This is a genomic window from Pacificoceanicola onchidii (genome assembly GCF_004804335.1).
In the GTDB taxonomy this organism is placed as follows: Bacteria; Pseudomonadota; Alphaproteobacteria; order Rhodobacterales; family Rhodobacteraceae; genus Pacificoceanicola; species Pacificoceanicola onchidii.
In genome coordinates this window covers 206,689-219,901 of sequence record NZ_SRXY01000004.1, presented here as the reverse complement: position 1 = coordinate 219,901, position 13,213 = coordinate 206,689, and the positions used below count along the sequence as shown (strand labels likewise).

11 protein-coding genes are annotated in these 13,213 nt (G+C 60.1%); 2 read left to right on the top strand and 9 right to left on the bottom strand.

Annotated features, from left to right (window positions below):
• Positions 1-2: 2 nt before the first annotated feature.
• The 3 genes from E4662_RS12385 to E4662_RS12375 all read right to left on the bottom strand — a co-directional run bounded on the left by E4662_RS12385 (position 3) and on the right by E4662_RS12375 (position 5,421).
• Positions 3-2,462, bottom strand: a complete 2,460-nt coding sequence (locus E4662_RS12385) for a TRAP transporter large permease subunit (RefSeq protein ID WP_136441888.1) — start codon at positions 2,460-2,462, stop codon at positions 3-5.
• A 126-nt stretch (positions 2,463-2,588) separates the two neighbouring features.
• Complete coding sequence (locus E4662_RS12380) at positions 2,589-3,680, bottom strand: TRAP transporter substrate-binding protein (RefSeq protein ID WP_136441887.1); 1,092 nt, start codon at positions 3,678-3,680, stop codon at positions 2,589-2,591.
• 139 nt (positions 3,681-3,819) lie between these two features.
• Entirely contained in the window at positions 3,820-5,421 is a 1,602-nt protein-coding gene (locus E4662_RS12375) for a GMC family oxidoreductase (RefSeq protein WP_136442117.1), read from the bottom strand.
• Between the two features lie 103 nt (positions 5,422-5,524).
• Here E4662_RS12375 and E4662_RS12370 point away from each other — a divergent pair, with 103 nt between their 5' ends.
• A complete protein-coding gene (locus E4662_RS12370; RefSeq protein WP_136441886.1) occupies positions 5,525-6,292 on the top strand; it encodes an IclR family transcriptional regulator in 768 nt (255 codons plus the stop codon).
• Between the two features lie 414 nt (positions 6,293-6,706).
• Positions 6,707-8,308: a BCCT family transporter gene (locus E4662_RS12365; protein ID WP_136441885.1), complete on the top strand. Its 1,602-nt coding sequence runs from the start codon at positions 6,707-6,709 to the stop codon at positions 8,306-8,308.
• Positions 8,309-8,395: 87 nt separating this feature from the next.
• On the opposite strand, the gene E4662_RS12360 is transcribed toward E4662_RS12365, so the two are convergent.
• From E4662_RS12360 to narJ, 6 genes are read right to left on the bottom strand one after another with little or no spacing between them, the layout of a single operon-like run.
• Complete coding sequence (locus E4662_RS12360; protein WP_136441884.1) at positions 8,396-8,917, bottom strand: DUF2478 domain-containing protein; 522 nt, start codon at positions 8,915-8,917, stop codon at positions 8,396-8,398.
• A 14-nt stretch (positions 8,918-8,931) separates the two neighbouring features.
• Complete coding sequence (locus E4662_RS12355; RefSeq protein WP_136441883.1) at positions 8,932-10,212, bottom strand: molybdopterin molybdotransferase MoeA; 1,281 nt, start codon at positions 10,210-10,212, stop codon at positions 8,932-8,934.
• A 41-nt stretch (positions 10,213-10,253) separates the two neighbouring features.
• Positions 10,254-10,820, bottom strand: coding sequence for a hemerythrin domain-containing protein (locus tag E4662_RS12350; protein ID WP_136441882.1), 567 nt, complete (start codon positions 10,818-10,820; stop codon positions 10,254-10,256).
• A gap of 49 nt (positions 10,821-10,869) precedes the next feature.
• Entirely contained in the window at positions 10,870-11,685 is an 816-nt protein-coding gene (locus E4662_RS12345) for a peptidylprolyl isomerase (protein ID WP_136441881.1), read from the bottom strand.
• Positions 11,686-11,690: 5 nt separating this feature from the next.
• Positions 11,691-12,485, bottom strand: coding sequence for a respiratory nitrate reductase subunit gamma (gene narI / locus E4662_RS12340; protein WP_136441880.1), 795 nt, complete (start codon positions 12,483-12,485; stop codon positions 11,691-11,693).
• Positions 12,486-12,497: 12 nt separating this feature from the next.
• The gene (narJ, locus tag E4662_RS12335; protein WP_136442116.1) at positions 12,498-13,211 is read right to left on the bottom strand and encodes a nitrate reductase molybdenum cofactor assembly chaperone; all 714 of its coding nucleotides are present in this window, start codon (positions 13,209-13,211) and stop codon (positions 12,498-12,500) included.
• Positions 13,212-13,213 lie beyond the last annotated feature (2 nt).

Sequence of the window (13,213 nt, the reverse complement as noted above, 5' to 3'; positions counted from 1 at the left end):
ACTTAGTTTCCTGACATAACCGCCGGCAGCCAAAGCACCAGCTGTGGGAAAATGAACAGAAGGATCAGGCCGAACAGCTGCACCAGCATGAACTGCATCATGCCAAGGTAGATGTCCTTGAGGTCCCAGTTTGGAACCACGCCTTTGAGGAAGTAGGCCGAGAGCGCCACGGGCGGCGAAAGCCAGGCCGTTTGCAGGTTCACCGCCACCAGAATCCCGAACCAGACCATGAGGTCATAGCGGTCCAGCCCGTAGATATCGAGCTTCTCTACAGTGGGCAGCAGGATTGGCACCACGATCAGAACAATCGGTACCCATTCCAGCGGCCAGCCCAGAAGGAAGATCAGCGCCATCACGAGGATCAGGATCAGGTAGGGCGACATGTCGAGCCCCAACAGGATTTCTGTCATCATCTTCGGCGTGCCCAGGGCGGAAAACTGTGCGCCAAAGAAGTTCGATGCAGCCACAAGGAACATGATCAGAACGGTGATCTCCAGTGCCTTGACGAGGCTGTCAAAGAAGCTGGGGATTGTGAACTTGCGGTATCCGATGGACAACAGGATCGCGCCGAAGGCGCCCATGGCGGCGGCCTCTGCCGGTGTCGCCAGACCCAGAAGGATCGAGCCGAGGGCAAAGGAGATCAGGATCGTTGGCGGCATCAGCCCGGCAAAGAACTCGTCCCACAGTTGGGAGAAGTAGAAGTTGCCTTCGGCGTCCTTGCCGTAGATCGGTCGGCCGAGCACGGCCAGAAGTACGGTGAAGGCCGCCAAGATGATCGACCAAGCCGACAGGCCGCTCGCCACTGCCATGTAGACATGGAACAGCACAGCCAGCGGGAGCACGATCCGCAGCACGGTCAGGTTACGATAAGCGCGCAGCGCCACAAGCAGGGTCAGCGCCAAAACGATCAGCCCGCCAAAAGGCACGATACCCCCGAACACGCCGTTTAGGCTGAGACCAAAGACACGACAAATGGTCAGGATGCCCAGACAGATCAGCGCGACTTCGGCACCGTAGTATTTGGACGTATCGGGCTGGTCTTCTTCGGAAAGCACCGGGCCAAGCTCCGGATTCAGCCAGCAGCGCCCCAGCGTATAGAGCAGGTAGAGCGTTGCGAGCAGAGCGCCGGGGATGAAGGCACCGCGGAAGAGATCTAGGGTCGAGACCTCAAGCACAGGCCCCATCACGATCAGCATGATCGACGGTGGGATCAGAATGCCCAAAGTACCCCCGGCCGTGATTGTGCCAGCAGCCAATTGCACATTGTAGCCGGAGCGGCTCATCGTGGCTCCGGCCATGATACCAAGCAGGGTGACAGAGGCGCCTACGATCCCGGTCGCGGCAGCGAAGATCGTCGAGACGATCAGCACCGCGATGAACAGGGCTCCGCGCACACGCGCCATGATCATCTGGATCGAGGCGAACAGCCGCTCCATCAGCCCCGCCGCTTCCATGACAATGCCCATCAGCACAAACAATGGCACCGCCATCAGCTGATCATTGAGCATGGTAGAGTTGGTGTTGAGGGTCATCAACAGGGTGGTCAGCTTGAAGTTTGCCCCCCAGATGCCGAAGACAAAGCCGAGGAAGATCAGCGTGAAAGAGATTGGGAAGCCGATGAAGATGACAAACAGCATCGCGCCCAGCATGATCAGGCCGATTGTCGGTTTGGACAGGCCAGGGCGGGCTTTCATCAGGTCGGTGAACCATTCACCGCCCGGCACGTAGTCTGGCAAAAAGGCCGCCATCACCAGCCAGATCAAGGCGATCAGGTAAACGGGCAGGGCGCGGACAAAAATGCGTTCGCGCGCTTTGCCCATTTTGTGGAAGGCGCGGAAAATCTCCGGAATACCCTGCAGAAGCAGGAGGAACCCGCCAATGGGCATCGCGATCCGGGCAGGCCAGAGAAGCGGCCCCCATGCGCTGTCGATCTGCATGGTTTCGCCCTTGGAAAAGGCCAACCACCAGAACTGCGAAGCGACGATTGTGAAGAAGATCATCGAAGGGATGAAGAACATCAGGTAGAGCGTCGCATCCACCGTGGCCTGCGTCTTGGCCGACCAGTTGCGGTAGAGGAAGTCTGCGCGGATATGCACGCCGCGCATCAGACCGTAGCCCGCGGCTCCCATGAACAGCATCCCGGCAATCATCCGGCTGGTGTCATAGACCCAAAGCGTTGGGCCCAATCCAAGAGTGCGCGCCAGATCCTCGAAGCCCGCATTCTGCAGGATCGAGAAGGAGTTGCGCATGAAGACCTCAAAGACCACCACGGCAATCAGCGGGACCATCATCAGGGCAAAGATCTGGCCTGCCCGGTAGTTGATCACGTCAATGACCGCCGTAATCGGGCGCTGCCATGCTGTCATATCCTCGGGCGTCTCACCCGGGGCTTCGGCGCGTCGTTCCGCGATCAGCTCGTCTGCAATTTCGAGCTCATCGGGGTTCACCTCATCTGCGGCCATACCCATCTCTCCCTTATCGTCTCAAAGCCCGTTTTCGGGTCTTCATTTTTGAAGAGAACCGCCCCCCCACCGGCCCTCATCGAAAACGAAGTGCGGGGCCCGGATTGGGGCCCCGCAACCAGTGTTTTATTTGAGCGTCTCCGCATGTGCCCGGCCCAGCCCGGCATTGGAGGCCTGCGCTCCGGCCCAGAATGGGACAACGGTGTCGGCGAAGTCTTTCTGCGACTGCCAGACTTCCGCGAAGAACTCGTCTTCCGCAGCGGCGGATTCCAGAGCCTTCTTGGCGGCGGCCATGTACTCTGTGAAGTAATCCGCCGGGGTGTCCTCGAGGATCACACCGTGGTTGTCGGTCAGGTCCTTGAGCGCCTTGCCGTTCTCATAGATCCGGTAAGACATGGACTTCGACAGGGACGCGTTGGCCGCAACTTCCAGTGCCTTCTTCTCGAGATCGGTGAGGTCGTTGTAGAAGTCGAGGTTCACGTACATGTCGGCGTTCACGACAACCTGGTGCAGACCCTGCAGGTAGTAGTGCTTGAGCACCTTCTGGAAACCAAACACGCTGTCCGGCTTCGGGCAGCACCATTCGGCGGCGTCAATTGTGCCTTTTTCCAGCGCAGGCAGGATGTCCCCGCCGCCCATGGCGACCGCAGGCACACCGATGTCTGCATAGGCTGCGCCCACCATGCCCGGAGGCGCGCGGAAGCGCATCTGGCGGAAGTCATCCATGGACTTGATCGGCTCCGGGAACCAGCCAAGTGCTTCGGGGCCAACCGGCTGCAGCATGAAGCCTTTGACGTTCACGCCCATTTCTTCCCAAAGGCGGTCATAGAGCTCTTTGCCGCCGCCATACTGGAACCAGCTCAGGAACGCGATGTTGTCGAGACCAACACCGGCCCCTGCCACAGGCGCGCCAAAGAGGTTTGCCGCAACGTGCTTGCCACCCCAGTAGTGGGTCCATGCAAAGCCACCTTCGACCAGACCGGCATCCACCGCGTCCATGATGTCACGCGGGCCGACAACGGCGCCTGCGGGCAGCACTTCGATGGTGAGCGACCCGCCGGTGAGCGCGGCCACGTCCTTGCCGAACTCGTTAAGCATGTGCACTTCGTCTGCGGTGTTGGGCAGCACCGACTGGATGCGCAACACCTTCTCGGCCACGGCTGAGGTGGCCATCAGAGCCACCGCGGCACTCGCCGCCAGATACTTCAGTTTGAACATTGAATTTCCTCCCTAGAGATGAAGCCCTCTATCCTTTTGTTGTCTCTCACGGAGCTGAAGGCGTCGCCCCGCAGTTGTTGGGATCGGGTACCCGATCCGGTGGTATGGTCGAAATTCGGCGCGATGGCCTGTGCACAGGTCATGATCTCGTATCCTCCAGAACGAGATCAGCCGCCTTTTCGCCAATCATGATGCACGGTGCATTTGTGTTGCCGCTGACAATCTGCGGCATGATCGAGGCATCCGCCACGCGCAGCCCGTCGATCCCCCGCACCCGCAGTCTCGGGTCCACCACGGCCTTGTCGTCGATCCCCATCTTGCAGGTTCCGGTTGGGTGATAGATCGTCACCGCCGTGCGCCGTGCCCAATCCAGCGTTGCCTCTTCATCCTCCAGCGCAACATCGACGCCCGGTGCATGTTCCTCGGTGATGTGGGATTTCAGCGGGTCGGTCCGGGCGATCCTGCGCGCAATCTGAATCCCTTTGACGAGCGTCTGGCAGTCCAGATCCGTTGCCAGGTAATTCGGATGGATCTCGGGATGGTCGTCCATGTTCGCCGATGTCAGCGACAGATGTCCGGCGCTTTCCGGGCGCAGTTGCAGAACTGACGCGGTGAAGGCAGAAAACTTGTGTGGGCCATCGGCGGGCTTGTCCGCGCTCCACGGTTGAATGTGGAACTGAATGTCCGGTGTCTCCAGCCGGCCTTCGGTCTTGAGGAAGCCTGTACCGAGGCTGGCCGCCATCGTCATCGGGCCGCGCTGGGTGAGGGCGTATTGCATGGCCATCATGCCCTGTTTGAACAGGCTGTTGGCTTCGGTGTTGATGGTGCTGAGATTGGTCTTGTAAACCGGACGTGCCTGCAGGTGATCCTGAAGGTTCTTGCCCACCCCTTGCAAAGCCGAATGCACCTCGATCCCATGCGGGCGCAGGTCTTCGGGGTCTCCGATCCCTGACAGCATGAGAATCTGCGGCGAGCCGATGGCGCCCGCGCTCAGGATGACTTCTTTGCGGGCGCGGACGGTTTCCATTGCGCCATGGCGCTTGATGCGAATGCCCGAAGCGCGCCCTTCTTCGATCAGAACCTTTTCGGTTTGCGCGTCGGTCAGGATCGTCAGGTTCTCGCGGCTCTTTACCGGATTCAGATAAGCCACGGCGGAAGAACACCGCCGACCCTTCTTCATGGTCAACTGAAAGTAGCCGACCCCTTCCTGATCTTCGCCGTTGTAGTCCTCGGTGCGTTTGTACCCAGCCTCGACGGCGGCATCGAGCCACTTGTCGACAATTTCGCGCGTCAGGCGCGACTCTTGTACGGACAAAGGACCTTCCGAACCGCGGGTCGCGTTGGAATGTGTACCGTGCCAGGTTTCGGACCGCTTGAAAAACGGCAGGACGTTGTCCCACGACCAGCCCGTGCAACCAAGCTGCGCCCAGTAATTGTAATCTTGCGGCTGCCCCCGGACGTAGAGCAATCCGTTGATGGAACTTGATCCGCCAAGGACACGCCCGCGTGGCCAGGCGATGGAACGGCCCGCAATGCCGTCATCCTGTTCGGTGACGTACATCCAATCGGACCTAGGATTACCCATGGTCCGGAAATACCCGACCGGAATATGGATCCACGGGTTGCGATCAGCGGGCCCGGCCTCGATCAGCGCAACCGAGTATCTCGCGTCCGCAGAAAGACGGTTTGCAAGTGCGCATCCCGCCGATCCTGCCCCCACTATGACGAAGTCGAATTCCATTTCACCCCAGAAAGTCAAAAAATGAGACTTTTCATCTCGTTTTTGGTAAAAAATGACGGTACATTGATTCGCGAGAAATGCACCAACTTTTTTCGGGGGCTTCATGTCAGACGCTGAGCGCATCCCTACCAATCTTCGGACTTTGCTGATCTTGGAGATATTGGGCAAAAGTGATCGGGCAATGTCTGCCACTCAAATCAACGACCACCTCGGATTGCCAAAGCAGACGGTGCACCGGCTTTGCACCACACTCGAAGAAAACGGCTTCCTGACCCGTCCCGGCAATTCCAAGAAATACCAGGTGGCGCGGCGGTTGCGGGATCTTGGGGCTGGCCTGTTGCACAACTCCCGCGATCACGTGGCCCGGCACCAGATCCTGAAGGAAGTTGCGGACAGTGTTGGCGAAACGGTCAACTACGCGGCGCCGGGGAACTCCGGCATGAATTATCTCGACCGGGTGGAAACCGACTGGCCGTTTCGCATCCAGTTGCCAATCGGCACAAGCGTGCCGTTTCATTGCACAGCCAGCGGAAAAACCTTTCTGGCCAGTCTTGCGCCGAAGAAACGCGAGTCGCTGGTCGCCACGCTCAAGCTCGAGAAAAAGACAGAGCATACCCTCATTGACCGTGACAGCCTGCACGCCGAGTTGTTGCAGATCCGCAAACAAGGTTTCGCGCTCGATCAGGAAGAGTTCCTTGAAGGAATGGTTGCGATTGCAGTGCCGGTTCTGGATCCCAGCGGCCGTTACGTGGCCGGGCTGGCCTATCACGGCCCGACCCAACGCATGTCGCTACCTGCCGCAATCGAACGCAAGGACATCCTGCAGAACGCTGCTGCCAAACTGCGAAACATGCTGTTCCAGGCGGATTGATCGGGGAAGACCCGCCTTTGGTACATGCCGTGCCGTGCCCATACCCCTGAGGGTCCAAGCCAGTCTTCTGCCTCGCCGGGCACGGGAGGGCTGATGCTTATCGTGGAAATAGGGTATCATGGTAAACAGGGATGTCGCTGACAGGCAAATCAATGTCGTCTTCGCATGGCTCAGTGTCGGTTCCGATAAAGATGGTGTCCTTGGGCTCGTGGAAACCTCGGGCCATGGCGGTGCCCCAGACTTGAGGAAATCTCGGCCCGCTCGAAATTGGAATTGCGCCGCAAGAGCCAATTCAATTCAGCAACCAGGAAGACGCGCGCGGCATGCCATTGCTGCGTGAAGGCTTTGAATTTCTTATGAAATTCAGGGATCTCTGATGATTTATAGTCCAAGAAACAGTATTCGGAGGGGAAGATGACTGAAAATAAAAAGATGCTCGATCCAGACCCAAGGGTCTGGGATTTTGAAACGGAGTATGAGCTGGGGCAGGACAATGTGCGCCCGTTCGGACTCGATATCCACAATCCCGTGTTCATTGTTGCCAGCGTTCTGATCATGGCGTTTGTGCTGTTGTCGCTGGCCAATCAGGAAGCAGCGGCAAGCTTCTTCGGCTGGCTGCGTCCATGGCTGACAAGCACCTTTGACTGGTTCCTTGTGCTGTCCGTTGATGCCATCACGCTGTTCTGCCTTGCGCTGATCGTGCTCCCCGTGGGCAAGGTGCGTATCGGGGGCAAGGATGCGACACCTGACTATTCCTATGCCGGATGGATTGCGATGATGTTCGCGGCCGGCATTGGCATCGGTCTTCTGTTCTTTGGCGTGCTTGAGCCGGTTTACTACAACTTCTCCGAAGGGGGGAACGCGCGACCGCTCAACATCGACATCACCGAGCCGGGCAACGAGTACATCGGGGTTGTGGGCACGATCCACCACTGGGGTCTCGAAGGCTGGGCAGTCTATGCAGCCGTGGGTCTGTCGCTCGCGATTTTCTGCTACAACCTGAACCTGCCGCTGACACTGCGTTCGGCGTTCTACCCGCTACTTGGTGAACGGGTCTGGGGCTTCTGGGGTCACTTGATCGACACGCTGGCCGTCTTTGCAACTTTGTTCGGCCTGACCACATCGCTTGGTTTGGGTGCGCAACAGGTGGCTGCCGGTTTGAACGAAGTCTTCGGAATTGCGCCATCACCCACGGTGACCGTCCTCTTGATCATCGGAATCACGCTGATCGCCTTGGGCTCGGTTCTTCTTGGTATGGATGCGGGCGTCAAACGGCTGTCGGAAATCAACATGATCATGGCAGTGGCGCTGTTCATCTTCGTGATTGCCGTGACCGGTGTGTCGGCCGCGATCAGCCGGTATTTCAGTGTCATGGTGGATTACGTGACGTTGCTTCCGGCTCTGTCGAACCCGTTTGGCCGCGAAGACACAAGCTTCTTCCACGGCTGGACCACCTTCTACTGGGCCTGGTGGATCGCTTGGTCGCCTTTCGTCGGCATGTTCATTGCCCGCATCTCCAAAGGCCGGACCGTGCGTGAGTTCGTGATCTGCGCATTGGTGGCGCCGACGGTTGTTTGCGCACTTTGGATGTCCACCTTCGGCGGCGCGGCAATCGACATGCTCAACGCTGGTGGCGCAGAAGGCGTGAAGGCCACCGTTATCGACAGCTATGCTCCCGAAGGCGCCCTGTTCGGCTTCCTCAAGGAACTGCCGCTCTACTCGATCGTGGCACCGATCTCGCTCTTGCTGATCGTGATTTTCTTTGTCACCTCGTCCGACTCCGGCTCGCTTGTGATCGACACGATCACCGCAGGCGGCAAGATGGACGCGCCGGTTATCCAGCGGGTGTTCTGGTGCACTTTGGAAGGTCTGGTCGCGATTGCGCTTCTTCTGGGCGGCGGATTGAACGCGCTGCAGGGAGCGGCGGTGTCGATGGGTATCCCCTTCACACTGGTCGTCCTGATCATGTGCTACTGCCTGTGGCTGGCCTTGCGCGCTGAAGAGAAAAAGCTCTAAGCGCCGCTTCACAAAAACAAACCCCCGCCAACCGGCGGGGGTTTTCTTTTGCGATCAAGGTGGCCGAGCGGGCGCGCCCGCGCCGCTTCAGGCCGCGCGGTTCCGCGTTCCGCAAGCGCCTTCGGCCCAATCCTGAAGCGCGGCCAGCGTGGGCTCCACGCGCGTTGCCTCACCGCCAACAAACGTCATGAAATCGTCCTGGTTGAGGCGGTTCAGTCCGACGATCACCGGGATATCTTGCGACAAAGCCTCTGCGATGACATCGCGAAAGCCGCGCCCCAAGGCTTCATGTTTGCCGAACTTGTTGACGACCAGAAGATCGGGCTGCGACGCCATGCTTTGCGACACATGTCCGACAGCCGTTTCCAGCGCTTCAGGATCCAATCGGCACCCCTTGGCGTGTTTGCCAAGGCTTTGTGAAATCCGGACAATGGGTCCATCAGGCAGGACTTTGACTTCCATGTCGCAAGGGCCCTCGCATTCTCGGTCCGTATTGATCTGAACGGTTCCGGCCAGACGAAACCCGTGTTTTGCCAGCGCCTGGGAAAGGCCAAGCAACATCATGTCGGTGTCGCCTTTTCCGGATGCCACTGTGTAAGCGATTTGCATTTCTACGTCTCCAGTCAGTATTGGTCGAAAGAGTGCATCTCCACCAATGCCCCCTTCGGCAAAGCTTCGGTTTCGGCGGGAATGACGATCACCCCATCGGCGCTGGCCATCGCGCCCACCCGGCCCGAGAACGTGGCGCGTCCAAAGCGGACCCGCTCCCTGCCAAACCCATCCAATCCGCTCGCCTTCGCAAGCCGCAACTCGCATCGGCCCGGTTTATGATGGAGGTCCTCATCAAGCACAACGCAGCGCCGCTTGCGCTGGCGGATCGCTCCGATGGCCAAAAGATCGCAGGCGGCGTTTCCAAAGAGATGCCACATCAGGTAAGCCGCCTGCGGATTGCCGGGCAGACCCAGCCAAACGGCATCCCGAGTGCGCCCGACCGTGACGGGTTTGCCCGGTTTGATGGCGACGCCGGAAAAGACAATCTCGCCGCCCATGGCTTCGAAACCCGGTTTGACATGGTCCTCTTCGCCAACGGACACGCCCCCCGTTGTCACCAGAAGATCGACGTTCGCGGCCAAGTCGGACATCGCCGTTTGGATGCTGAGTGCGTGATCCGATACGACCTTCGCCTGCACCAGCTCGAGGTCACACCGTGAAAACGCAGCCATCAGAACCGGAGAGTTGACGTCCCATATGGCGGCATCCGGGCGCGGGTTTCCGTCGCTGGTCACCTCACTTCCTGTCACCAGCAAACCGACGCGCAGAGGCGCTCGGACAACGAGATCCTGCGCGCCAGCCGCCGCAGCCACGGCGATGGCCCGGGCCGTTAACCGGGTGCCCGCCTTCAGCACGGCGTCCCCTTGCTTGATGTCTTCGCTGCGCTGACGCATGTTGCTGCCGTGCTTGGGAAGGCTGCGCAGGACGATGCGATTGCCCGAACAGGTGACGTCTTCCTGCATCACAACGGCCGTTGTCCCTGCCGGAAGCGGCGCGCCTGTCATGACCTGGATCGCGGTTTTTCCAGTAACGGCGCGTCTGGGTCGACTGCCCGCCACGACACGTTCGGACACGGTCAGCACGATCCAATCACCTTGCGGGATGTCTTCGTGGCAGATCGCATAGCCATCAACCGCCGAGTTGTCGAAGGGCGGTGCATCGGCCACCGCGCGCACGTCTTGCGCCAAAACGCGCCCCACCGCCTGCGCCAGCGACACGCGCTCGGTTCTGCGAATGGGTGTGATCGCCGCAGACATCATGTCCAGCGCCTCGTCCACCGTCATGAGGGCTGATCCGGTATCGTCATGGCCGCACCCGCAGAACCCGGCCTGTCTCAAGGATTGTTCACGCATTTTCCGATCTCCGTTTCTCTGTCAGCCAGCTGGGCGCGCGCCTAAACCCTATGGTCGCGAAAGTCGGACAGCCGCCGTTGGAACATGGACGAGCGCAGTTCCGCCACTTCGTCTTCGGTCAGAAGTTTTTTCGCCAGTGGCAGAAGCCGGGCATTTTCCACGGCCATATCGACGCGCAGAACTTTTGACAGATCGCGTAGGCAAGTCTGCTCGGAGTACGTCATCGCGCGCGGCTTTTGCTTGAGAATCTGCAGCAGGTCGATTGCGGGGCGGGAGCGAAAGGCGATGTCGGCATGCAGTTCCGCCACGTCCCTGAGCAGTTTGAACAGGCTCCCGTCCTCGCCGATATGCCCGCGCATCAGACGCATCAGGTCGGCATCCTCGTCCACAATGAGCAGCGGCAATTCATTTTCGAGAAAACTCAGAACCGAGAAGATATCCTCGCGCGACGGTTGCTCCGCCTCTGCCATGCGATCGAGTGCCCCGCAAATCGTGCGGGTTCGCAGATGGTCGGCTTCAAGAAACTTGAGGGGATCCTCCAGCAGATCCATGTCGGTGGCGTTCTGGTGCGGATCTCGTTTGCTGGCATTGGCCAAGGAGTCGGTCATGTCTGTTTCTTTCTTGGGTTGCAGGGGCAGAGAGCGTGATCAGCGGAGACTATGGGACTTGAGCGTAGCGTACCGGCGTTCGCAGGTCTGCTCCGGTTATCTCGGCGTCCGCGGCCAGAGTTTCGACAAAGCTTTTGGCCGCTTTGGCCCAGGACGTCTTTTCCATGGCATCGGCGATCTTGTCCCTGACCGAAGCAAAGGGCAGCACCGCGCCTTCCGCAAGCGCGTCCATCTTGATGATGTGCCAGCCGTGGCGGGTCAGAACCGGCTCTGCAGTGATCGCTCCGTCTGTCAGCCCGCGCAGCACCGCTTCGAACTCCGGAACCGTGTCTCCGGGGCTCAATTGACCCAGGGACCCGCCGCTTGATTTGGAGCCACAGTCGCTGGCGCTGGCTGCGAGCGCGGGAAAGCCTTTTGGATTGCCAAGAGCCTGTCCGGTCAAGTCGGTGGCGCGGGCCTGTGCGGCGTCGCGTGCCTCTGCGTCTCTGGGATCGCAGGCCACCAGAATGTGCGAGACTTCCCACAGCGGTGGGCTGCGAAACCGCAGGGGGTCCCTTTCCCATTCGGCGCGCACGGCGGCATCGGTTGGTCGCGCGACGCGCACGGCCTGTTCGAGAAGGCCCCGCACGAGGGCCTCCTCCTCTGTTTCGAACTGTCCCGGTCCAACCTCCTGAACGCGCGCGTCTATCCCACGCTTGCGCGCCTCTTGCAGGAGCAAGGTTCGGACCGCCAGAGCATTGGCAGCCTTGCGCCAGGCGACGCCGGGCTTGCCTTGCGGTCCGTCGTGGTTCTGCGTTTCCGCCGCGATGCGCGCAGATGGGACGGTTTCGCCGTTGACGACAAGATCAGGAAAGAGCGCGTTCATGAGGGTTACTCCGCCAGAGTGGACACGGTGCCGGGGTTTTGGGTTCCGGCGGACGCCGGATTGCCCTTTGTACGCCCTTTCGGCACAGCCCCGACGTTTTTGGGCAGGGGTTCAGCACGGCGTGAGCGGACAACCTGGTATCCGGTGCGCCCCAGCAGGTAGCGGATCGGCGCGGCGATGCCGGACACGATGTGCACAAGCCGGGTGAAGGGGAACACAAGGATGATTGCCAGCCCCAGCACAATGTGAAGTTTGAAGATCAGCGCCACATCCGCGATGTAGCTGGCCGCAGCCCCATCAAAGGTGAAGATGCCCTGTGCCCAGGACATGAACTTGACCATCTCATGGCCATCGAGGTGGCCAAGGGAAACAAACACCGTGCCAAGCCCCAGCACAAGCTGTGCGATCAGCATGGCCAGAATTGCATTGTCCCAGAAGCTGGAGTTCTTGGCGATGCGGGGGTCCGTCCAGCGCCGGTGAAACAGCAGGATCCCGCCCGCCAGCGCCATGACCCCGGCAATCCCGCCTGCAACGACAGCCAAGGTCTGCTTTGCGCCGTGGCTGATGCCCATGGCGTCAAAGATCCAGATCGGAGTGAGCAGACCCACGAGGTGACCGGCGAAGATCACCAGAACGCCCACGTGAAAGAGCACCGAGCCAAGGATCAGCTGCTTGCGCCGCAGCATCTGCGAGGACGAGGACTTCCAGGTGAAGGGGTCACGCTCGTACCGGGCGATCGACCCCATGATCCCCACGCCAAGGGCGATATAGGGGAAGGTGCCAAAGAGAAATTCGTTCATCTGAGCCTCCACTTACTCAGCTGCGACCGGGGCCGAGCCCGGGGCAGGGTTAACGGGGGTGTCCATGCGCGCGAGCATGTCGCGCACCTGCGGGCAACCGGCACCCGGATCCGGGCCAAAGCGGACTTCGCTTTCCTCCCAGACCTTGTCGAGCGCTTCGAGATCGTCCGGATCGACGTCCGGTTCTTCCAGAAGCTCCGCCACCGCGTCCTTGTCCGCCTTTGCGCCAGCCAGCTGGCACAAAGCGGCGAACACGGCACCATAAGAGCTTTCGCGCCGTGCCAGTCTGGCGTTGAGCGCTTCAAGAATATGGGCCGCGTCCGCCAAGGTCTCCTGCGCTTCGACGAAGGGACGCGTCGACAGGAATTCCAGTAGCATCGGCAGGTGGTCCGGCAGTTCGGAAGTGACAGGGTCAAACCCGGCATCTCGGTAGGTTTCCACGAGACTGACCATCGCACCGCCCCGGTCCCGGCTTTCGCCGTGGACGTGCTCAAAGAGGTTGAGCGAGAGCGTGCGCGATCTGTCGAAGAGACCGACGTAGGTCTCCTGCAGATCGTAAATGTCGCGCCCGCCCAACTCCTCTATGAGCGGGCGCAACGCCCGACGCGCTGCTGCTGTCAGTCGCGTGTCCGAGGCGAGGACGCCTCCGATCTCGGGCATCGCCTGCTGCAGCGCGCGCGTCGGGTAGCTCAGAACGAGCGAAAGGGCTTTGAGTGTTCTGTCCATGG

Coding starts and splice junctions, on each gene's coding strand:
- E4662_RS12385 (WP_136441888.1), bottom strand. CDS start 2,462: ATGGCCGCAGATGAGGTGAACCCCGATGAGCTCGAAATTGCAGACGAG.
- E4662_RS12355 (WP_136441883.1), bottom strand. CDS start 10,212: ATGCGTGAACAATCCTTGAGACAGGCCGGGTTCTGCGGGTGCGGCCAT.
- narJ (WP_136442116.1), bottom strand. CDS start 13,211: ATGGACAGAACACTCAAAGCCCTTTCGCTCGTTCTGAGCTACCCGACG.
- E4662_RS12375 (WP_136442117.1), bottom strand. CDS start 5,421: ATGGAATTCGACTTCGTCATAGTGGGGGCAGGATCGGCGGGATGCGCA.
- E4662_RS12360 (WP_136441884.1), bottom strand. CDS start 8,917: ATGCAAATCGCTTACACAGTGGCATCCGGAAAAGGCGACACCGACATG.
- E4662_RS12350 (WP_136441882.1), bottom strand. CDS start 10,820: ATGACCGACTCCTTGGCCAATGCCAGCAAACGAGATCCGCACCAGAAC.
- E4662_RS12380 (WP_136441887.1), bottom strand. CDS start 3,680: ATGTTCAAACTGAAGTATCTGGCGGCGAGTGCCGCGGTGGCTCTGATG.
- narI (WP_136441880.1), bottom strand. CDS start 12,485: ATGAACGAATTTCTCTTTGGCACCTTCCCCTATATCGCCCTTGGCGTG.
- E4662_RS12365 (WP_136441885.1), top strand. CDS start 6,707: ATGACTGAAAATAAAAAGATGCTCGATCCAGACCCAAGGGTCTGGGAT.
- E4662_RS12345 (WP_136441881.1), bottom strand. CDS start 11,685: ATGAACGCGCTCTTTCCTGATCTTGTCGTCAACGGCGAAACCGTCCCA.
- E4662_RS12370 (WP_136441886.1), top strand. CDS start 5,525: ATGTCAGACGCTGAGCGCATCCCTACCAATCTTCGGACTTTGCTGATC.